Source organism: Rhodococcus sp. Z13_19A (assembly GCF_058133575.1).
On record NZ_JBYUNN010000001.1, the window covers coordinates 651,844 to 672,484 of the forward strand.

Here is a 20,641-nt window from a genome sequence, read left to right on the forward strand (position 1 = left end):
TCCACGTCCCGAGGGCCCCGCCCGCGCCTCGAGCGTAGTTCGCAGCCGGGTACCGGCCCGGGATCCCGCGTCCCATGGGCACCCACGGAGACCGAGAAGCACTGGCGCTGAGCATGTCTGGCGGGACGGGAACTGGCACAGCAACCCAGGTTCGCACTAGGTTGTGACACAGGACCTACCGCACGCCGAACTCCCACCAATGTGGACCGACGGCCAGTAACATCCGTCGCCTGGCCAGCGCGTCTGCGAGGAGGGGTGCATGCAGCCTCTGTACGACCCCGCCGACCCCACTGTGGACGTGCGCGACCGCGAGGATCTGGCCCCCGAGCCCAGCCTCCTCCCGGCACCAGCGGTACCGCCACTCGAGCCCGGCGACACACAGACCAACCGGCACCTGCGGGCTCGCTGGTCCGGGGCGATCCTCCTGCTCGGCGACGTGCTGCTCAGCGCGCTGGCGCTGGTGGCGCTCGGTCGCGCCACGGCAGACACGGCCACGACCGTGGCGGTCATCGTGGTCACCCTGGCGCTGCAGCGGTCCTACCGCCGACGGCTCACCCTCTCCACCCTGGACGAGCTGCCCCGCCTGGCGCTGGCCGCCGCCATCGGCGTCTTCGCGGCGGGTGTCCTCCTGCACCCGGACGACCAGCCGCTGCCCGCTGCCCGGCTCGCCCTCGCCGTGCTCCTCGCGCTGGTGGTGGGACGGGTGCTCAGCCAGGCACTGGTGCGGTGGCTGCGTCGACGCGGCACCCTCACCTCCCGGACCCTGGTGATCGGCGGCGGCACCATCGGCGCCCAGCTCACCCGCAACGCGCTGCAGCACGGCGGCCTGGGGCTGCACCCGGTGGGCATCGTGGACGCCAACCCCGTGCCGGAGACGCAGACCCTGGACGTGCAGCTCATCGCACCCGGGTACCCGCTGGCCGAGGTGATCACCTCGTTGCGGGTGGAGACCGTGGTGGTGGCGTTCTCCGAGACCAACGACCTGGAGCTGCTGGACACCCTGCGCACCTGCGACCGGCTCGACTGCGAGCTGCTGGTGGTGCCCCGGCTCTTCGAGCTGGCCAGCGTCACCGGCGACATGGAGCTGGTCCGCGACATCCCGCTCACCCGGGTGCGCCGGGCCCCGCACCGCACCGTGGAGTGGCGCTTCAAGCGGTGGTTCGACGTGCTGTTCAGCGCCGTCGCGCTGGTGCTGCTCGCACCGCTGCTGGCCGTGATCGCCGTGGTGGTGTGGCTGTCCGACCGCTCGGCAGGGGTGCTGTTCCGGCAGACCCGGATCGGTCTGGACGGCGAGGAGTTCGCGGTGCTGAAGTTCCGCACGCTGCGGCCGGTGGACGAGACCGAGTCGGCCACGCTGTGGAACGTCGCCAACGACGCGCGGCTGACCTGGGTGGGCCGGTTCCTGCGCCGCACCTCCCTGGACGAGCTGCCGCAGTTCTGGAACGTGCTCCGCGGCGACATGAGCGTGGTCGGTCCCCGCCCCGAGCGTCCGCACTTCGCCGCCGAGTTCGCCGAGGCGCTGCGCCACTACGGTGCCCGCCACCGCGTGCCGGTGGGCCTGACCGGCTGGGCCGCCGTGCACGGGCTGCGCGGGGACACCTCGGTGCGCGAGCGGGCCTCCTACGACAACTACTACATCGAGAACTGGAGCCTCTGGCTCGACTTCAAGATCATCTGCCGCACCATCCTCGCGGTGGTGCGCCGCACCGGTGGCTGATCCGGTGCTGGTGCTGGCCGGCCTGGCGGCACTGGTGGCGCTGCTGCTGGCCCTGCGGGCGCTGCTCGACCGCCCGCAGCGTGGCCTGCTCGCGCTCGCCGCGCTCGCCCCCTTCCACGGGTTGCTGGTGATCGCCCCGGTGGGCGACGTCGCCTCCTACTGGAAGGAGGCGCTGGTGCTGACCACCCTGGGCGCCACCTTCCTGGCCCCGCGCACCGCCCTTCGCGGTCCCGGTGCCCGCAGCGCCGGTCCCGCACCGTCGCTGCCCTGGTGGCCCGCCGCGGCCGCGCTCGTGGTGCTGGGCTCGGTGTCGGCGCTGGCCACCGCCGGGTTGGTGGGGCTGATCGCCATCAAGATCACCTTCTTCTACCTGCTGGTGGTGGTGGTGCTCTTCCGCGCCCCCTTCAGCAGCCGCGACCGCGACACCCTCGTCAGCATCCTCATGGCGGTGGGGCTGGTGGTCGCCGTGGTGGGGCTGTGGCAGCAGGTGGTGGGGGCGCAGCACCTGGTGGACCTGGGCTACTCCTACAACGTGCAGGTGCGCACCGCGGGTGGTCTGCTGCGCTCGTTCAGCACCTTCGACGCCCCGTTCGCGTTCGGCCTGTACGTGATGCTCAGCCTGGTGGTCGGTGGCGCGGCGGCACTGGCCGAGCCCGGCCGGCTGCGCAACCGGCTGTTCCTGCTGGCCACGCCGGTGATGGTGGCCGGCATGGGGGTGTCCATCGTGCGGGCCAGCTACGTGGCGCTGGCGGTGGGCCTGCTGTGGCTGGGCCTGCACCGCCACCCCCGGCTGCTCGCGCTGCTCGGTGGGGCGGTGGTGGCCACCGCGGTGGTCGCCGGCTTCGTCTCCCCGCGCGTGGTGAGCACGCTGTTCTCCTCCTCCAGCCTGGGCGAGCGTGGCTCGGGCTGGAGCGCCATCATCTCCGACGTGCTCAGCCACCCGCTGGGGCTGGGGCTGGGGGCCAGCGGCTCGGCGGCGGACAAGATGGCCGAGGCCAGCGGACGCTCGGCGGCGCTGACCTACCAGCCGGACAACTACTACGTGAAGATGATCCTCGAGCTGGGACCGCTGGGGCTGTGGCTGTTCGTGCTGGTGCTGGTGTGCGCGCTGGTCTCCTGCCTGCGCGCGGCCCGCTTCCTGCGGGGCCGCGACGCCGCGCTCGCCGTGGGCGTGAGCGCGTCCGTCCTGGGAGCCGCGGCAGCCTCGCTGTTCGCCACCTACCTGGAGATCTTTCCGCTCGACATCTACTTCTGGCTACTACTAGGGAGCGTGGGATGCGCCGTCTCGCAGCGCGCGGCCGGGTTGACGAGCGCGCGGCAGGCGCCGAGGAGCGAGGAGGTGGCCGCATCCGCTTCGGCGCCCTCGCCCTGCGCCCCGGTGGCAGCGGGGTCCAGACCTACGCCCGCGAGCTGATCCACGGCGTGGCCGAGCAGCTGCCGGCCGCGGCGCTGTCGGCCGTGGTGCAGCGCGACGCGGTGGGCGAGCTCCCCGCCGGGGTGCACCCGGTGCGCCGGCCGGTGGCCGCGGGGGCGCGGCGCGCCGCGATGGCCATGGCCCCGCTGCGCGGGGTGGACCTGGTGCACGCCCTGGACGTGGACCTGCCCGTGCTGACCCCGGCGCTGCGGGTGGCCACCGTGCACGACATGTCGGTGTTCGACGTGCCCGAGGCCTACAGCCGGGTGCGGGCCACCGGCGAGCGGGCCCTGCTGCGCACGTCGCTGGGCCGGGCGGACCTGCTGCTGGCGGTCTCGGCGTTCACCGCCGAGCGGGTGCAGGCCCTGCTGGGCCGCACCTGCGTGGTCACCCCGCTGGCGCCGGCCCGCTGGGCACGGGTGCCCGACCCCGAGCAGGTCCGCGAGGTGCGCGCGCGGCACGGTCTGCCGGAACGCTTCCTGCTGCAGGTGGGCACCGTGGAACCCCGCAAGGACGTCGCCCTGGTGGCTGCAGCCGCTCGGGAGCTGGACGTGCCGCTGGTGCTGGCCGGGGCCGGGTCCACCGGGCCGGACGCTCCCGCGGGCAGCACCGGGCTGGGCTACGTGGACGTGGCCGACCTGCCCGCCCTGTACCGGGCCGCCACCGTGGTCACCTACGCCTCCCGCTACGAGGGCTTTGGGCTGCCGCCGGTGGAGGCGATGGCCTGCGGTGGCGCCGTGGTGGCCAGCGCAGTGGGCGCGCTGCCGGAAGTGGTGCACGACGGGGCCGTGCTGGTGCGCCGGCACACCGTGGACGCCTGGGTGGCCGCGCTGCGCCCGCTGCTGGCCGACGAGCCCGCCCGCCAGCAGCTGCGCGAGCGGGCGGTGGCCGACGCGGATCTGCTCAGCTGGCGCAGCACCGCCGCCCAGACCGTCGCCGCCTACCGCAACCTCGGCGCGCGGCTGTGAGCGCCGCGGCGCCCGCACCGCTGGTGCTGGTCAACGCCACCGCCAACGTCTCCGGCGCCGAGGGCGTGCTGCTGGACCTGCTGGAGCTGGCCGTGCAGCGCGGACACCCCGTGACGCTGGCCTGCCCGCCGGGCCCGCTGGCGGCCCGGCGGCCCGCGGGCGTCACCCACCTGTCGCTGCCCGCGCTGGGCCTGGGTGGGGGCCGGGCGCTCGGGGCGGCCCGGCTGGCTGCGCGCTGGGCGCAGGCTGCGCGGGTGCTGCGGCCGGCGGTGCGCCGGCCGGGCGCTCGCACCGTGGTCAACTCCCTGCTGGCCCTGCCCGCGGTGCGCCTGGCCGCCCCGACCGGGGGCGCGTCGTGGCTGGTGCACGACACGGTGCACCAGGCCCAGCAGCGGCTGGTGGTCCGGGCCGGCCGAGCCGGGCTGCGCCGGGTGGTGGCGGTCTCGACAGCGACCGCAACGCCGCTGCGCGCCCTGGGCCTGCCGGCGCAGGTGGTCGGCAACGGGGTGAGCTGGCCGGTGGACGCGGTGCCCACCACGACGCTGCACCACCCCCCAGTGGTCGGCTGCCTGGCCCTGCTCACCCCCTGGAAGGGGCACGCCGTGCTGCTGGAGGCGGTGGCCCAGCTGCCCGAGGTGCACCTGGAGCTGGCCGGCGGGGAGTTTCCCGGCGACGCCGTCCACGCCGAGGGCCTGCGCCGGCGCGCGGCCCAGCCCGACCTCGCGGGGCGGGTGCGCTTCCTCGGCCACGTCGCCGCGCTCGACGCCATGCGGGGCTGGGACGTCTGCGTCTCGGCCAGCACCTCCCCGGAGGCGTGCCCGCTGTCGGTGCTGGAGGCGCTGAGCCTGGGAGTGCCGGTGGTGGGCACCGACCACGGCGGCACCTCCGAGCTGCTGCGCGAGGGGGCCGGGCTGCTGGTGCCGCCCGGCGACGTGGCGGCCCTGGCTGCCGCCCTCACCCGCGTCCTGGACGACGCCGGGCTGCGGGCCGAGACCGCCCGCTGCGGGCGGGCCCGGGTCGCCGCCGAGCACGACCGCAGCCACACCCTGCCGCGGATGCTGGACGAATTGCTGCCGAGCTGATCAGGGGCGCGACTTCGCTGCCGAAATATCATGGGAGACAGGTGGACCGGTCCGGGCTTGCACGCCGGGGCCGGTGCGGACGGGGGAGACAGTGACAGCGCACCGCAGACGACCGGGGGACGAGCATGACGTCGAGGGCGCTGCCGTGACCGCACCAGCAGGCAGGCGGGTGCGACGGCCGGGGCTGGCTGCCTGCGCCCTGGCCGTGGTCCTCACCGTGCTGGGTTGCTCCGCACCGGAAGGCCCCGGGCCGCTGTCCGCCCCGGTCTCCGCCACCACCCCGGACGGGCGCACGCTCGTGGACCCGGCGCCGACGGCGAGGGAGAGGCCTCCGGTCGGCATGTCCTCCGGGGCGCCGTTCTCCTACCTGTCCAACACCGAGCTCAACCGCGAGCTGGACATCGCCCGTGACCTCGGCGCCACCTGGATGCGCATCGACGTGGACTGGGCCGAGATCGAGCCGACCCAGGGCCGCTTCGACTGGACCAACATCGACCGGGTGGTCCGCGCCGTGCGCGGGCACGGCCTGCAGGTGCTCGGCATCCTCACCTACACCCCCTTCTGGGCCCAGGACCCCGCCAGCAGCCACGACAGCACCCACGTCCGGCCGGCCAACCCCGAGCTGTTCGGCGCCTTCGCCGGGGAGGCGGCTCGCCACTTCGGCGGCGACGTCGCCGCGTGGGAGATCTGGAACGAGCCGAACCTGGAGGAGTTCTTCCTGCCGCGCCCGGACGTGCAGGCCTACACCCAGCTGCTGCGGGCGAGCCACCGAGCCATTCACGCGGCCACTCCCGGGGCCACCGTGCTGGGGGGGAGCCTGGCACCGGCGGAGAACCTGCCGGATGGTTCCGCCGTGGCGCCCACCACCTTCCTGGAGCAGATGTACGCCGCCGGGGCCAAGGACTTCATGGACGCCGTCTCGGTGCACCCGTACAGCTTTCCCGCCCAGCCGTCGGACCCGGCCACGGCCGACTGGAACACCTTCTACCGGCTGCGGTACATGCGGGCCACCATGCTCCGCTTCGACGACGCCGCCAAGCAGGTCTGGCTCACCGAGTACGGCGCCCCCACCGGGACGGTCCGGGCCGGGGAGAACCTGGTCCGCATCGACGAGCGCCAGCAGGCGGCGATCATCGCCGAGGGGCTGCGCTACGCCGGGGAGCTGGGCTACGTGGGCCCGGTCTTCCTGTACAGCATCCGGGACGAGGACACCGGCCACCGGGAGAGCGTGCGCAACTTCGGCCTGGTCCGCACCGACTTCACCCGCAAGGCGGCCTACACCGTGGTGCAGGAGTACACCCGGCCGCGGTAGCCGTCCGACTCCCCCAGACCGCTCAACAAAGCAGCGCAGCGGCCGATAGTCACTAAGAGTTATTCACTCTGACCGGGTGTTGCCAATCACACGGGACGAGGGCTAACTTTACGGCCAGTTCACCCCCGTCACTCCCTGACATTTCCACGGGCGCAGGCGTACCCGTCGAGGTCACTCTACGTAGTGGAGAAACAACTATGCGTAGGTTCCGCGTCCTCGCCGCCGCCGCCCTCACCGCCGCCACCCTGGTGCTGCCCCTGACGTCGGGAGCCGCGTCCGCCGCCCCCGCCCTGTCGGCCGGTGCAGCGACCGTGCCCGCCGCCGGCAGCATCGGCATGAACGGCGGGGGCGACCTGATGTGGGAGCCCGCCGACCAGCTGGCCGCCGACCTCGACGCCATGCGCGCCGCCGGCGCGGGCTGGGTGCGGCTGGACATCGACTGGTCCTCCATCGAGGGCACCAAGGGACGCCAGAGCTGGTCCAACGCCGACCGGGTGGTCGACGCCGCCCGCAGCCGCGGCCTGCAGGTCCTCGGCATCGCCACCTACGCCCCCCGCTGGGCCCAGGACGCCTCGGTGCCCGCGGGCACCACGCACGGACGTCCGGCCAGCGCCGAGGCCTTCGGCACCTTCGCCGGCCAGGCCGCCGCCCACTTCGCCGGGCGCATCTCCGCGTGGGAGATCTGGAACGAGCCGAACCTGGCCACGTTCTTCTCCCCGCGCGTGGACGCCGGCTTCTACACCTCGCTGGTCAAGGCCAGCGCCACTGCCATCCGCGCCAACGCCCCGGGCGCCACCGTGCTCGCCGGGTCGATGGCCCCCGCGGTGGACAGCCGGGACGGCAGCTCGACCTCGCCGGTGACCTTCCTGCAGCAGATGTACAACGCGGGCGTCCAGCCCTACATGGACGCGGTGTCGGTGCACCCGTACAGCTTCCCGGCCCTGCCCAGCGACCCGACCACGGCGAACTGGAACACCTTCTACCGGCTGCGCAACGTGCACGACCTGATGGTCAGCAAGGGTGACGCCGGCAAGAAGATCTGGCTCACCGAGTTCGGCGCTCCCACCGGCCCCGGCAACAACGCGGTGACCGAGCAGCAGCAGGCCTCGATCATCGCCGACGGCCTGGCCACCGCCCGCGGCCTGTCCTACACCGGCCCGACCTTCCTCTACGAGATCCGCGACTCCCGCACCGGGACCGCAGACCTGGAGGAGAACTTCGGGCTGCTGCGCACCGACCGCTCGGCCAAGCCCGCCTACACCGCAGTGTCGCAGGCCGCCCGGGACACCGGCGCCGTGGCCCCGAGCACCCCCGCCCCCGCCCCGGCGCCGGCGCCTGCTCCCACGGCAGCCGTCCCGGCGCCCGACTTCTTCTCCTCGGTGTGGACCTGGCTGCTGGCCCTGCTGACCACCTGGTTCCGCTGACACCTGGTTCCGCTGACACCTGGCGCCACCCACACCGCCCTGCCCGGCCCGACCACCGACCGCCTGGCCAGGCTGGAGCGCACGACCTCGGGGGTCGTGCGCTCCAGCGACGTCCGAGCAGGCCGAGCTCAGGAGCGGCGCGCGGTCCAGCGCTCGCGCACGAAGGCCGGCGCGCCCCGCACCACCGGCACCCGCAGCAGCCAGGCAGCCGCGAGGACCACCAGCCCGCTGCCCGCCGACACCAGCGGCCACGGGAGCACGTCCACCAGCAGCTCGCTCAGGCCGATCACCGCCGCCGTGACCGCGACCAGGCCCAGCCCCGTGCCCAGCGGCACCAGGCCGCGCACCGCCCGGGCGGCCACGGTCCAGATGAGCACCAGCACCAGCGCCTCGGTGGCGACGGTGGCGATGGCCGCACCGTCGTAGGACATCCGGGGGATCAGCACCAGGTTGAGCCCGACGTTGACCACCAGGCCGACCACCGCCACCAACGGGTACGCACGGCGGCGCTCCGCCGAGACCGCCACCATGAAGCCCAGGTAGGTGAGCATCCCGAAGCAGGAGCCGAGCACCAGCATCCGGCTGGCGAACGCGGCCTCGCCGAACCGCTCGCCGTAGAGCAGCCGCAGGATAGGCTCCGCGGCAGCCCAGAACACGGCCAGGCTCACCGCGCCGAGCACCGCCAGCGCCAGCACCGACTCCTGCACCCGCCGGCGGAACTCCGCCAGGTCACCGGGCCAGGCCCGCACCAGCAGCGTCAGCACCGGGGTGATCACCGCGTAGGAGACGACGTCGAGCACGTCGGCGAACTTGTAGCCCACTGAGTACAGGCCGACGGAGTCGAAGGTGTCCAGCCGGCTGAGCAGCAGCAGGTCGATCTTGGACAGCAGCATGCCCAGGCCCGCACCCACCGTCATCGGCAGCGCGTCCACCAGCAGTGCTCGCCAGCGGTGGGCACCGACGTGCCGGGCGGGCAGCGGGCCCGCCTCGCCGCGGCGCACTGCCCGCAGCTTCCAGGTGATCTTGACCAGCTCGTTGACGATCACCGGCAGCACGAAGATCAGCAGCGTCGGGGCGAGCACCGCGGCGAGCACGGTGAGCAGCAGCTGCACGGCCTGCCCGACCGACTCGGCGATGGCCACCACCGTCAGCCGCAGCCGGCTCTGGAACAGCACGGTCAGCGCGTGGCTGGGCGTGGCCACCACCACCACGATGCCCGCCACCGCGGTCGCCCGGACCACCTCCCCCGGGTACCCCAGCGCCAGCACGAAGCCCAGCCCCACCAGGTAGCCCAGCAGGCCGAGCACCAGCCGGAGCGCGATGTAGGAGCCGGCGACCAGGGACACCTCGCGCTCGTCGTCAGCGACCAGCCGGGCCAGCACCACCCGCCCGACCCCGAGGTCGGTGATGATCGACAGCAGCCCGAGCAGGCCGAAGACGAAGGAGTACTGGCCCCAGGCCTCCGGCGACAGCGCCCGGGCCACCAGCACGCTGCCCAGCCACCCCATCGCGGCGATGACCACCCGGCTCAGCACCAGTGCGACGGAGTTGCTCACCGCGGCGCGGTTGTGGTCGGTGGTCGAGCTCATGCCGGGTGGCCCCGCCCGGCACGGGGTGCAGCGGCAAGGTCTCGGCAGATCGCGAGCAGCCGGTCCACCGCCACCCGCATGTCGTAGTGCTGCTCCACGTGCCGGCGGCCCTGGCGGCCCATCTCCCGGCGCCGAGCGGGGTCGTCCAGCAGATTGGTGATGGCCGTCAGCAGCGCGGCGTCGTCCTCGGGCGGCACCAGCAGCCCGGTCACCCCGTCGCGGACCATCTCCCCCACCGCGGCCACCGGGTGGGCGATCACCGGCAACCCGGCCGCGGCCGCCTCGAGCACCGCGTTGGGTGCCTGGTCGATGGTGCTGGGGAAGACCATGACGTCGGCCCCGGCGAGCACCTCCCACAGCCGGTCGTCACCGCCGGCGAGGTCGGCGACCACCCGCACCCCGGGCGCGGGCTGCACCGGCTGCGTGGTCACCAGCACCAGGTCGCAGCGGTCCCGCAGGTGCTGCTGGTGCAGGCGAAGCAACCGGTTGCCGCCCTTGCGCTCCAGGTTGTGCCCGACGAAGACGAGGGTGGGGCGTCGCTCCGGCCGCTCAGCCGGCTCGGGGGGCAGCCAGACCCCGAAGGGCAGCACCTCCAGCCGCGGCTCCCGCACGCCGTAGACCTGCCGCAGCGAGTCGGCGGCCTCGGCGCTGTTGGCGATGACGTGGTCGGCGGCGTCCAGGACGCGCCGCTCGGCCGGGACGCTGGCCCGCACCGTGAGCCGCGTGAACCGGGTGGGGGTGCGGTACGGAATGCGGTAGGCGTTGAGCGCGGTGGTGCTGTCGGTGGTGACCACGCACGGGAGCTGGCGCAGCAGGCGAGCCGAGGTGAGCGCGCAGTTCTGGGTGTAGACGTGCACCACGTCGACGTCCCCGCGGGCCAGGCGGGCGGCGAGGGCGCGGCGCACCCCGCGGGAGCGCACCAGCTGGGCGCGCAGCGGCTGCAGGTCCAGGTCCAGGCGGGCCAGGCCCGGCAGCGGGGCGCGCAGCAGCTTGCCCGCCAGGTGCGGGTCCTGGGCGTCCAGGAACTCCGCGACGACGTCCGTGCGCCCCTGCACGCAGCGCCGGATGGCGTTGTGCACGGTGACGTGGCCACCGATGTTCTCGTTCACGAACAGCACCCGCACCGGATCGCTCACCGGGTCACCCGGGTGACCACGTCGCGCATCGCCGTGCGGAAGACGTCCTCGGAGAAGCGCTCCGCGTGCTTGCGCACGACCTGCGGGTCGTAGTCGCCGGCGCGGAACCCCGTCATCGCCTCGGCCAGGGCCGCCACCACCTGGTCGTCGCCGCCCGCCGCCACCAGCTGACCGCTCACCTGCGGCAGGACCGTGTCCAGCGCGCCCCCGCTGCCGAGGGCGAGCACCGGGCTGCCACAGGCCATGGCCTCCACCGGGACGATGCCGAAGTCCTCCACGCCAGGCATCACCAGCGCGCGGCTGCGCCGGTGCAGGTCGCGCAGCGCAGCGTCGGAGACCCGGCCGGCGAAGGTGGTGCGCGGGCCGGCGAGCTCCTGGCAGCGCTGCAGGAACCGGCCGTCGCCGGCCACGACCAGCCGCACCCCGGCCACCTCGGCGGCCCGCACCGCCAGGTCGGGCCGCTTGTAGGGCACCAGCCGCCCGGCCAGCAGGAAGAAGTCCTCGCGCTCCACGGCCGGGTCCGGGTGGTAGTAGCTGGTGTTCACCGGCGGGTACACCACCTCGGCCGTGCGGTTCCAGCACTGCTGCACGCGCTCGGCCACCGCGGTGGAGTTGGCCACCACGTGGGCCAGGCGGGGGGCGGCGGCGAGCTCCTGGCGGCGGGTGCGCGCGGCCAGCGCGGTCAGCGCCAGCTCACCCAGGCGACCACCGGCCTCGCCGGCGCGCAGCTCGGCGTGCCAGGCCCAGCGGGCGGGGCTGTGCACGTAGGCGATCACCGGGGCGTCGGTGGCGTGCACCACCTGGGTGGCGAAGGCGTGGTGGCTGGTGATCACCACGTCGGCCTCGCGCAGCGGCATCCGGCGGAAGGAGCCGGGCAGCAGCGGCAGCAGCGGCGCGTAGGAGCCCTGCCCGCTGCGGCGGTACAGCCGGTCCAGCCAGGTGGTCACCGGTGCGTGGGTCAGCCCGGCGGGGATGCCCTCGGGTCGGGCGATGGGCACGTGCACGCGCGCCTCCGGCCACTGCCGGTTCAGCTGCTCGACCACGTTCTCCGAACCGGCGACCTCGGTGAGGCGCTCGTGCACCAGGGCCAGCCGTGGGGTGCTCACCAACGCAGCGAACCCCGGTCCGGGGACAGCCCAGGACGGGCGGCAGCGCGTCGTGCCCGCGCGGCGGGGTCGGTGTCCGCGCGCACGCGCTCTTGCGGCTGGGTGGGCGCCTCGGAGTGGTCTCGGGGGTCCACCCGGGCCGGCTCCAGTTCCGGTTCCTCCGGTTCCTGCCAGTCCGGGTCCTGCCAGTCCGGGTCCTGCCGGTCCGGGTCCTGCCGGTCCGGGGCCTGCCGGGCCGCCGCCAGCTGGGTGGCCAGCAGCACCTCGGCGACGGCCCGCCCGGGGCGCACCACGCTGAGGACGGTGCGCACCTGCGACTGGGCCAGCACCTGCAGGGTGCGCTGCACCACTGCACGGGTGCGGGCGCCTCGCTCCACCACCACCACGGCCAGCGTCACCTGCTCCAGCGGAGTGCTGCGCCACCACGGCTCGTCGGCGGAGAGCTGGACCAGCGCACCACGCCCGTCGCTGGGTTGCTCAGCGGCGGCGCCAGCGGCATCGGCGTCAGCCTCTGCGGCGTCGGCGGCCTGGTTGCCCTCCGTGCCCGGGACCAGCGGCGGGCAGTACAGCACCAGGACGTCGTCGCCGGCGCGCAGCTCGCGGCGCACCATCATCTCGATCCGCACCGCCGCGCCGCTGTGCTTGCCCGCGGTGCAGTCGATCAGCTCCGCCCCGGTGGACTGCGCAGCATGGGTGGCCCACGGGCGGGACACCGTCCGGCCGAACCGGCCGCGCAGCAGCACCAGGGCCTCGGCGGCCAGGATGAGCACCGCGATCAGGGCGAGGGCGGCGTCGCGGGCCGGGGTCGGCGCCACCGGGCCGTCGGAGGTGGTCGGGGCGGACAGCGCGACCAGCCGACCGGTCGCCACCGCCCCGAGCTGGCCGATCTGGGCCAGCTGGGCCTGGTACTGCGCCTCCACGGCAGGGCGGGCCGGGTCGTTGGGCCCCAGCGCCTGCAGACGGTCGAACAGCGGGGAGGTGCGCTCCTGCAGCTGGCGCACCTGGACCGCGGCGGCCTCGGCGGCGGTGTTGCGCGCCTCGGCGTCGAAGACCTGCACCACCTGCTTGGCGACGGCAGCGGCCTGCCCGGCGGTGTCGCCCCGCACGGTGACGGTGAGCAGGCCGGGGGTGTCCCCCTCGGTCACCGTCACCCGGGAGGTGAGCTCGCTGGCGGGCCAGGTGGCGCCCGTGGCCTGGGCGGCCTGCTGCAGCACGGCGGGATCGGTGGCCAGGGCCAGGTAGGAGGCCGTGGTCAGCGCAGTGGTGTCGGTGCTGCTCGTGCTGGCGGTGGGGGCGTCCACCCGCGCGGTGACGGTGGCCTCCCAGCGCTCGGCCGCCATGCCGCGGCCGAGGAACACCAGCAGGGCGCAGACCACGGCGACCACCAGCGCCGGCAGCAGCACGCTGCGCAGGTCACGGAAGTGCTGCGCCAGGTCCAGGGTGGGTGGCACCCCGGGGGCAGCAGCTGACGACCCGCGCTCGTCCGTCGTGGCTGTCACCCGCACGCCCTCTCCTCGCGACCCCCCGTGGGCACGGTGGCAGCCTACTGCGAACTGCAGGTGAGCGGCACTGTCGCGCAACCACTCACCTGCGCCAGCCTGCCTGACCCGCGTGGCAGGGGCGCACCGTCACACCGGTGCAGCGTCCTCATCGGCGTCCCGCCGGCGAAGGTGAGCGAGCACGGCGCGGCGGACCTCGGTCACGGACTGCTCCCGCATGCCGCGGTGCAACAGGCTGTGGTCGCCCTCCGCGCCGATGACCACCCGGGGCCGCAGACCCCGACGGTGCAGCCGGCGCAGCCCCTCGGGACCGCGCTGCTCCACGAACCAGGTGTGGTCGCTCGGGGTGAGCACCACCGTGACGTCCACTCCAGCCCGGAGCAGCCGCGCCAGGGCCACCTCCGGCACCTGGGTCACCCCGGCCCGGCCGAGCAGCAGCCACAGCGGGTAGGGCAGGCGGCGGCGCAGCAGCTGCTTGACCTGGTGCCGCCGAGTGGCCGACACCGGTGCGGGGCCCTGCTCGTCCGGCCCGCTCTGCTGCGCGGCAGCCAGCTCCGCCTCCCGGTAGCGCTCCTGGCTGCGCAGCCCCCAGATGGTGGGGCTGAGCACCACCACGGTGCCGGCGTCACCGGCCGCCGCGGCGTGCATGGCCATCCATCCACCGGCGCACACCCCGGCCACCACCGTGTCCCGGGCGGCGCTGCGCACCGTGCCTGCCGCCATCCGGGCGTCCTGCACACATACCTGGGCGTACATCGGGGCCAGCTCGTCGGCGCGCACCTCGGTGGTGTCCCCGGTCAGCCTGCGGTCGAAGCGGATCACCTCCACGCCCTCAGCGGCCAGCGACCGGGCGAGGTCCACGTGCATCCGACCCGCCCCGATGCGGTGGTGCGAGCCCAGGCTGTTGAGCACTAGCGAGCGCCGCGGCGGGTGGTCGGTGCTGGTGACGATGGTGAACAGCTGGTGGGGTCCACGTCGGTGCAGGCTCTCCCGCACCGCGGTGCCGTCCGGCGTCACTGCCACCACCGCCGACGTCTGTGCCTGGGCCACCACCGGCTGTCGCTGCGCGGGCAGCACGCCGAGCAGCCACCGGGCCACGGCAGCGACGCTGTCGGCGGGGATGCGCACGATGGAGGTGGTGGGCTCCAGGAAGCCCTCGTGCTCGTGCACCGTGACCCGGGTGGTCTCGGGGCGAGCGGCCAGCGCGGCCAGGGCCTGGTCGTCGGCGGCGCTGGGCCTGCCCGCCACCAGCACCGGCAGCGGTCGTCCGCCCGCGGGCTCCGGGACGGTGAGCCGCAGCCCGCCCAGCTCGGCCACGGCGCCCGGGGCGAGCAGCGTGAAGGGCAGCGAGACCATGCCGTCCTCGGCGACGTCGGTGCCGATGGTCAGCCGGTACAGGGTGCGCTGGTAACGCAGGAAGCTGCGGCCGTTGGTTACCGGGTCCCACAGCGCCAGCCCGGCCAGCTCCCCGCAGCGCGCCACGGCGGCAGCGGCGAGCAGCGCCCCCACCCGCAGCCCGGCCAGCGCGACGTGGTCCACGCCGGTGGAGCGCACGTGTGCCACCGCGGTGGCGATGCTGTCCAGCCAGCGCTGCACCGAGTCGTCCGCCGGCTCGCCAACAGAGTCACCGGTGCCCTGGTAGTCGAAGCGCAGCACCACCACGCCGGCGGCGCACAGCTGCTGCGCCAGCAGGGCCAGGCCGCGGTAGGAGTCGGTGTGCTCCTTGCCCAGGGGCGGGCACAGCACCACGGCGCCGCGAGCGGTCGCGTCGTCCGGGACGTGCAGCACGCCCAGCAACGGGGCGGCCTCGGGCCCGAACCAGGTGGGGTGCGCGCTCATCGCGGCAGCACCACGGGGGCAGCGGTGAGCGAGCTGAGTGCTCCCACGGTGCCGGTGGGCACGGCCGGGGCGTCCGGGCCCGTCGGCCGCAGCGCCACCACCCGCCGGTCCCCGGCGCCCAGGTGGAACCAGGAGTCCTCGGGCAGGAAGCCGGCCACGTCGACGTGCACGTGCTGGGCGGTGCCCCGGGTGCTGATCTCCAGCGCCCACCCGCCGTCGCCGTCGCCGGTGGCGGTGGCGGCCAGGCCCACGTCGGTCTGCAGGGGACGGTCGGCGCCACCGAGCAGGCGCACCGCACGGGTGCTGCCGATCGCGGTGCGCAGCTGCACCGTGAGCGCGTCGTAGGTCTGCGGGCCGAAGCCGTGGGCGTGGTTGAGGTCCAGGAACGTCCCCACCAGCGCGTCCACCCCCCAGGTGCCGCCGCCGTGGGCGGGCAGCACCACGTCGGTCTCGGCCAGCACCTGGCGCGCCCCGAGCCGCTGGTGCGCGGTCACCACCAGCACGCCCGGCAGGTCGTGCGGGCGGTCGTTCCAGGCGTCCACCCGCAGCCCGTCCAGGCCCTCGTCGGTGATGCTCACCGCCACCGGGGCGCTGAGCCGCCGCAGCACGTACCAGGGCGCCTTGGGGGCGCCGGTGGAGTCCAGCAGGCCCCACCCGGCGCCGGGCTCGAGGTCACGCAGGGTGAGCACCAGGGCGCCGGCACAGCCGGAGTCGGCCCGTCGCCAGTGCTCGAAGCAGGCCTGCACCGCCTCGCACACCGCGGCCCTTCCCAGGTCCAGGTAGTGCGCGGGGTCGTGGCGGCGCACCTCGGCGGGCTGCACCCCGAACAGGGTGCGCACGTAGTGGTCACGGACGTCCTCGAAGTCCCAGGAGGCGCCGTGGTCGCGGGGCACCGCCGCCTTCCACCGCGGATGGTGCCCCGCCACCGCGGCCGAGCCGAACTCGCGCTCCACGGCGGCGGCCTCGGGCGGGGTGGCGAAGGCCAGGCACTCGGCGGCGAAGCGCACCCCGGCGGTGCGGACGTCGGTGAGCGGGCGCAGGTAGCCGCCCACGCCGAAGTAGTGCGCCACACCGGTGCCGACGTGGATGGGCAGCGCACCGCCGGAGGGGCTGGAGCTGACGCAGGGCACGCCGGGCAGCAGCCGTTGCGCCACCGCCGGGACCAGCTCGTGCACCGCGGGCACGCGGCGGCGGGTGGCGTCCAGGCCGAGCATGGTGGGCTGCTGCTCGGTCTCGCTGCCGCCGGAGAGCACGGCCAGCGCCGGGTTGCCCTGCAGCGCGGTGCACAGCTGCTCCACCTCGGTGCGCAGCAGCGCCTCGAAGTGCTCCTCGGCGGGCGGATCGAGGGTGGCGAGCATGGCGTCCTGCCAGATCAGCAAGCCAAGCTCGGCGCACAGCCGCCAGAGCTCCGGCTCCTCGTAGGTCATCGTCCCGGTGACGCGCAGCATGTTCAGCCCGGCCTCGCGCACCGCGGTGAGGGCGGCACGCAGCGCGTCGGGGTCGCTGCTCAGGCCCACCGGGTCCAGCGGCGTCCAGCAGGCGCCGCGGCAGAACACCGCCACGCCGTTGACCGACAGCTCGAAGCCGCCGTCGTCGGTGCCAACCTGCACGTCGCGGAAGCCCACGGTGCCCCAGTCGAGCTCCCGCTCGCCCAGGTGCAGGCGGACCGGGTAGAGCGGTTGGTCGCCGTGGGTGTGCGGCCACCACCGCGCCACCGCCGGCACCTCCACCACCGCGTGCAGCACCGCCTCGTCGCCGACGTGCTCCAGGTCCACGGTGGACTGGTGCGCCCCCACCCGCACGGTGGCCCTGTGCAGCTGCTCCGCGCCACGCAGCCGAGCGCGCACCTCGAGCACCCCGGTGTCGCCGCGCACGCCGGTGTGCAGGTCGCGGCTGAGCACCTCGAGGTCCGGGCGCCGGTGCAGCGTCAGCGGGCGGTGCGGGCCCACCACCGCAGCGGTGCCGGTGAGCAGCGGGGCGCGGCCGAGCAGGCTGGTGCGCCACCACCGCAGGTTCTGCTCGTCCACCAGCAGGCTGCGCCAGCGGGCGCGGGGTCGCCGGGAGACGCCCAGCAGCGGGCGCAGCGCGGCGAAGCGCAGGGCCAGCACGCTTCCCGGCGCCAACGCGTCCAGCGTGGCGGTGGTGGTGGTGAACATCGACTCCGAGCGCGCCACGCAGCACTCGTCCACCCACACCTCGGCCACGGTGGCCAGGCCCAGGGCGTGCAGCGTCCACGGGCCCGCACCCACCGCCTCGCCCAGGGTGGTGACGAACCACCAGTCCTGCGCGTCGTAGTCGCGGGCCAGGGCGGCGTCGCGTCCCTCGGCGGCGCGCACGGCAGCGGCGGCGGTGCCGGGCACGGTGGCGGGGTACCAGTGCAGGTCCAGCCCGGCCAGCTCCGCCGGGCTCAGCGCCGCGCCCGGTGCGGTGGCGGCGCAGCGCCAGGGTCGGTCGGCCAGCAGGTCGGTGCTCACACCTGCTCCGCCAGGGTGGTGGTGGCCGCGGCCCAGTGCGCGGCCATCGCGTCCAGCTCGGCGTCCACGCTCACCGTCCGTCCCCGCGCGGCGCGGGCCAGCCGGAACTGCACGCTCTTGGCTCCGGTGGCCACCGCGTGGAAGCTCTCCACGGCCGCCTCCAGGCCCGCGACACCCGCCTCGGCACCGAGGTAGGTGGTGAGGTCGGCGGCCAGCTCGGCCCCCGCCCCACACTGGCGCAGGCCGCCGAAGGCCCAGCGGTGGAACAGCTCCAGCCCACCGCCGGTGAGCCACTGCAGGTCGCGGCGCACCGCGGTCCCCAGCGCGGCCACCGGGTTGTGCTCGGGGCGCCGGGCCAGGTGCTCGCGGACCACCGCCCGCACCGGAACGGGCTCCGGCGGGTGCACCCGGTCCAGGCGCACCTGCTCCACGTAGGGCACCAGCACCCGCGGGTCGGTGCCGTCCAGGTGGAACAGGCCGCGGAAGTCCTCGCCGGCCAGCCGGTGGTAGCCGGCGTTGTGGAAGTACTCCAGCACCTGCCCGGCGGCGTCCACCCGGTTGGCCACCACGGTGGTCTTGCCGTGCTCGGCGCGGTAGGTGGTGCCGGCGGTGTCGGGCAGCCACCAGGAGTCCACCTCCACCGTCAGCAGCCGGCCCTGTCCGAGGGCCTCGACGACGTGCTCGAGCACGCTGCGCCACACGTTGAGCTCGTCGACGTCGATGCCGTAGAGCCGGCGCAGGTCCTCGGGGGCCGGCTTGAGGAAGGTCCACTGTGCACCGTCGTGGTCGGCGCTGAGCACCGACGCCAGCGCGGGCACCGGGTCGTGGCCCAGGGCGTGCAGCAGCTCCACCCACAGGTCCACGTAGCAGCTGGTCTCCGACCAGGCGCGCTCCCCGGCGTGCAGCCGGTGGCAGCGGTAGGTGTCGGCGTCCAGCGGCAGCAGCCGCAGGTCGGGCGCGGTGGCGGGAGACATGACGCCTACAGCTGCATCCGGGCCCGCACCGGCGCCGGCCAGCCGCGGGGGTCCAGGCCGTGGGTGCGGAACAGGCCCAGGGCGATGCGCTCCATGCCGAAGCCCACGCAGGCGCTGTGCGCGACGTCCCCGGCGGCGGTGCTGATGCCGAAGGTGGCGCCGAAGTGCTCCCGGTGGCAGTTGCACGAGACCACCGCGGTGCCCGCGTCCAGGTCGCCGTACAGGCGCACCACCAGCTCGGTCTTGAGGTTCTCCTCGCGCTGGTTGGCCGAGAGCATGCGACCGGCCCGGCCGAAGAACGGGTCGTTGGCCACCACTGCCTCGGCGGCCAGGCCCAGGTCGGCCAGCACCTGCAGGCCGCGGCCGATCCACTGCTCGCGGTGGGCCGCCGCCTGCTCGGCGGTGCCGACGGTGACGAACTCGTGCATCCGGAAGGCCTGCATGCGGGTGGGGTCCACGGCGGGCTCGTGCCGGAAGCAGTAGCCGTGCACGTCCAGCAGCCGGCCCTCCGGCGGCAGCGTGCCGGCGAGCATGGCGTAGGCGGGGTGGCAGGCGGCGGAGACCAGCATGGTGTCGGCCGGGGTGAGCCAGCCGTCCCAGGACTGCCCGTCCGCGCGCGCAGCCAGCAGCGCCGCGTGCGCGCGGTTGTCCCCGGCAAAGGTGTTGACCGCGCCGGTCAGGTGCGGGAAGGAGGCGATGTAGTCGGTGCGCTCGAAGCTGTCGCGGGGGAACACCGGCGGGAAGCGGTAGCGGTCCGCGGCGGCACCGGGACCGGCGGCGCGGACCACCACGTCGATGCCCTCCACCACGTCCTCGAACACGCCGGAGCGCCCGTAGAGGCCGGGGACGGAGGTGGGCACCAGCAGCCCGGCACCCACCAGCTCGGTGCGGAAGTCGCCGTGCGCCGCCGCCAGCGCGGAGACGTCGGCGACGGTGGTGCTCGGGTCAGGATCCAGGGTCATGACGTACCTCGGTGCACCAGCACCAGCTGGGCGTTGTTGGCGATGATGCGGTCGTTGTTCACCATCAGCGCGGCGCCGTGCGCGTCGCGCAGGTGCCGGCCCAGGCGGAACTCGTTGTCCTCCCGGTAGGCGGAGATGCCGCAGATCAGCATGGCCTGGCCCACCGCGTCGACCACCAGCCCGGAGGCGGTGACCTTGAGGTTGTTCATGGCCACGGCGAAGCCGATGCTGGTGAGCGCGTCCGAGCCCAGCGGCGCGTCGTCGAAGCGCTGCGCGGCGCCGGTCACCAGGTCGCGCAGCTGCTGCACCAGCGCGGTGAGCTCCACCAGGCGGACGGCGCCAGGGGGCACGGTGCCCGGCGTGCGCCGCGCGGCCTGCTGGACGTAGCGGCGGGCCCGGGCGGTGGCGGCCACCGCGATGCCCAGCCACACGTGGCCCCACAGCACGTGCGAGACCGGCAGCATGGTCTGCGCCGACACCTCGGCGTAGGGCTCGGGCAGCACCAGCTCGGCCGGCACGTCGGCGTGCAGCAGGAAGCCGGGGCTGCAGGTGCCGCGGAAGCCCAGCGTGTCCCAGGTGCCGGTGGGCTCCAGGCGCAGGTCGGCCCGGGGGCACACCACCAGCACCTGGTCGCTGGGCGGGCTGTCGCTGCTGCGCCGGGCGGTGGCCAGCACCACGTCGGCGTGCTCGCCGTAGGAGATCACCGGCGCGTTCTTGGTCAGCACCACCCGGCCGGCACGGCCGTCGGCGACGTGGCAGCTGCTGGAGCGGACGTCGCCGCCGATGCCGATCTCGGTGGTGGCCGAGGCCAGCAGCAGCTGCTCGCGCACCACCTGCTGCAGCAGCTGGCGGGCCGCCTCGGTGCCGCCGTGGCGCACCAGGCACAGCACCTGGATCTGGTGCATCGCGAAGATCATCGCGGTGGAGGCGCAGTGCTCCCCCAGGGCTTGCACCACGGCACCGACCTCGCCCAGCGAGCAGCCGTCCCCACCCAGCTCCACCGGCACCGCGCAGGACATCAGCCGGGCCTCGCGCAGCGCCGTGACCGCCTCCTGGGGGAAGCGGGCGTCGCGGTCCACCTCCTCCGCGTGCTCGCCCACCACGGTGGCGGCGATGGACCTGGCGGCGTCAGTGGGAGTGCCCAT

The 20,641-nt window shown here is 74.7% G+C and carries 15 protein-coding genes; 6 read left to right on the forward strand and 9 right to left on the reverse strand.

What is annotated here, in order from left to right:
* Window positions 1–259 precede the first annotated feature (259 nt).
* The 6 genes from AC3YNX_RS03050 (at window position 260) to AC3YNX_RS03075 (ending at window position 7,917) form a co-directional block, all read left to right on the forward strand.
* Entirely contained in the window at window positions 260–1,717 is a 1,458-nt protein-coding gene (locus AC3YNX_RS03050) for a sugar transferase (RefSeq protein ID WP_127784257.1), read from the forward strand.
* Window positions 1,710–3,131, forward strand: coding sequence for an O-antigen ligase family protein (locus tag AC3YNX_RS03055; protein ID WP_489994554.1), 1,422 nt, complete (start codon window positions 1,710–1,712; stop codon window positions 3,129–3,131). Before AC3YNX_RS03050 ends, AC3YNX_RS03055 begins: the two co-directional genes overlap by 8 nt.
* Before the next feature lie 35 nt (window positions 3,132–3,166).
* On the forward strand, window positions 3,167–4,099 hold the full coding sequence (locus AC3YNX_RS03060; protein ID WP_489994971.1) for a glycosyltransferase family 4 protein: 933 nt from the start codon (window positions 3,167–3,169) through the stop codon (window positions 4,097–4,099).
* Window positions 4,096–5,181: a glycosyltransferase family 4 protein gene (locus tag AC3YNX_RS03065; protein WP_489994555.1), complete on the forward strand. Its 1,086-nt coding sequence runs from the start codon at window positions 4,096–4,098 to the stop codon at window positions 5,179–5,181. Before AC3YNX_RS03060 ends, AC3YNX_RS03065 begins: the two co-directional genes overlap by 4 nt.
* Window positions 5,182–5,326: 145 nt before the next feature.
* A complete protein-coding gene (locus AC3YNX_RS03070; protein ID WP_489994556.1) occupies window positions 5,327–6,493 on the forward strand; it encodes a glycoside hydrolase 5 family protein in 1,167 nt (388 codons plus the stop codon).
* A gap of 197 nt (window positions 6,494–6,690) precedes the next feature.
* Entirely contained in the window at window positions 6,691–7,917 is a 1,227-nt protein-coding gene (locus tag AC3YNX_RS03075) for a cellulase family glycosylhydrolase (protein WP_489994557.1), read from the forward strand.
* 128 nt (window positions 7,918–8,045) lie between these two features.
* On the opposite strand, the gene AC3YNX_RS03080 is transcribed toward AC3YNX_RS03075, so the two are convergent.
* From AC3YNX_RS03080 to AC3YNX_RS03120, 9 genes are all read right to left on the reverse strand, one after another.
* The gene (locus AC3YNX_RS03080) at window positions 8,046–9,506 is read right to left on the reverse strand and encodes an oligosaccharide flippase family protein (protein ID WP_489982082.1); all 1,461 of its coding nucleotides are present in this window, start codon (window positions 9,504–9,506) and stop codon (window positions 8,046–8,048) included.
* Window positions 9,503–10,642, reverse strand: coding sequence for a glycosyltransferase family 4 protein (locus AC3YNX_RS03085; RefSeq protein WP_489994558.1), 1,140 nt, complete (start codon window positions 10,640–10,642; stop codon window positions 9,503–9,505). Before AC3YNX_RS03085 ends, AC3YNX_RS03080 begins: the two co-directional genes overlap by 4 nt.
* Window positions 10,639–11,748 carry a glycosyltransferase gene (locus tag AC3YNX_RS03090; protein ID WP_489994559.1) on the reverse strand — a complete coding sequence of 370 codons (1,110 nt, stop codon included), beginning with the start codon at window positions 11,746–11,748 and terminating at the stop codon, window positions 10,639–10,641. Before AC3YNX_RS03090 ends, AC3YNX_RS03085 begins: the two co-directional genes overlap by 4 nt.
* Window positions 11,745–13,247 (reverse strand): YveK family protein, encoded by a 1,503-nt coding sequence (locus AC3YNX_RS03095; protein ID WP_489994560.1) that lies wholly within the window; start codon window positions 13,245–13,247, stop codon window positions 11,745–11,747. The genes AC3YNX_RS03090 and AC3YNX_RS03095 overlap by 4 nt, the downstream gene beginning before the upstream one ends.
* A 129-nt stretch (window positions 13,248–13,376) precedes the next feature.
* Window positions 13,377–15,086, reverse strand: coding sequence for a serine aminopeptidase domain-containing protein (locus AC3YNX_RS03100; protein WP_489994561.1), 1,710 nt, complete (start codon window positions 15,084–15,086; stop codon window positions 13,377–13,379).
* Window positions 15,083–17,560, reverse strand: a complete 2,478-nt coding sequence (locus AC3YNX_RS03105) for a glycoside hydrolase family 2 protein (RefSeq protein WP_489994562.1) — start codon at window positions 17,558–17,560, stop codon at window positions 15,083–15,085. Before AC3YNX_RS03105 ends, AC3YNX_RS03100 begins: the two co-directional genes overlap by 4 nt.
* Complete coding sequence (locus AC3YNX_RS03110) at window positions 17,557–18,534, reverse strand: DUF1839 family protein (RefSeq protein WP_489994563.1); 978 nt, start codon at window positions 18,532–18,534, stop codon at window positions 17,557–17,559. The genes AC3YNX_RS03105 and AC3YNX_RS03110 overlap by 4 nt, the downstream gene beginning before the upstream one ends.
* Window positions 18,535–18,539: 5 nt before the next feature.
* On the reverse strand, window positions 18,540–19,496 hold the full coding sequence (locus tag AC3YNX_RS03115; protein ID WP_489994564.1) for an amino acid--[acyl-carrier-protein] ligase: 957 nt from the start codon (window positions 19,494–19,496) through the stop codon (window positions 18,540–18,542).
* A complete protein-coding gene (locus AC3YNX_RS03120) occupies window positions 19,493–20,641 on the reverse strand; it encodes an acyl-CoA dehydrogenase family protein (RefSeq protein WP_489994565.1) in 1,149 nt (382 codons plus the stop codon). Before AC3YNX_RS03120 ends, AC3YNX_RS03115 begins: the two co-directional genes overlap by 4 nt.

Coding starts and splice junctions, on each gene's coding strand:
- AC3YNX_RS03050 (WP_127784257.1), top strand. CDS start 260: ATGCAGCCTCTGTACGACCCCGCCGACCCCACTGTGGACGTGCGCGAC.
- AC3YNX_RS03075 (WP_489994557.1), top strand. CDS start 6,691: ATGCGTAGGTTCCGCGTCCTCGCCGCCGCCGCCCTCACCGCCGCCACC.
- AC3YNX_RS03080 (WP_489982082.1), bottom strand. CDS start 9,506: ATGAGCTCGACCACCGACCACAACCGCGCCGCGGTGAGCAACTCCGTC.
- AC3YNX_RS03100 (WP_489994561.1), bottom strand. CDS start 15,086: ATGAGCGCGCACCCCACCTGGTTCGGGCCCGAGGCCGCCCCGTTGCTG.
- AC3YNX_RS03110 (WP_489994563.1), bottom strand. CDS start 18,534: ATGTCTCCCGCCACCGCGCCCGACCTGCGGCTGCTGCCGCTGGACGCC.
- AC3YNX_RS03115 (WP_489994564.1), bottom strand. CDS start 19,496: ATGACCCTGGATCCTGACCCGAGCACCACCGTCGCCGACGTCTCCGCG.
- AC3YNX_RS03120 (WP_489994565.1), bottom strand. CDS start 20,641: ATGGGCACTCCCACTGACGCCGCCAGGTCCATCGCCGCCACCGTGGTG.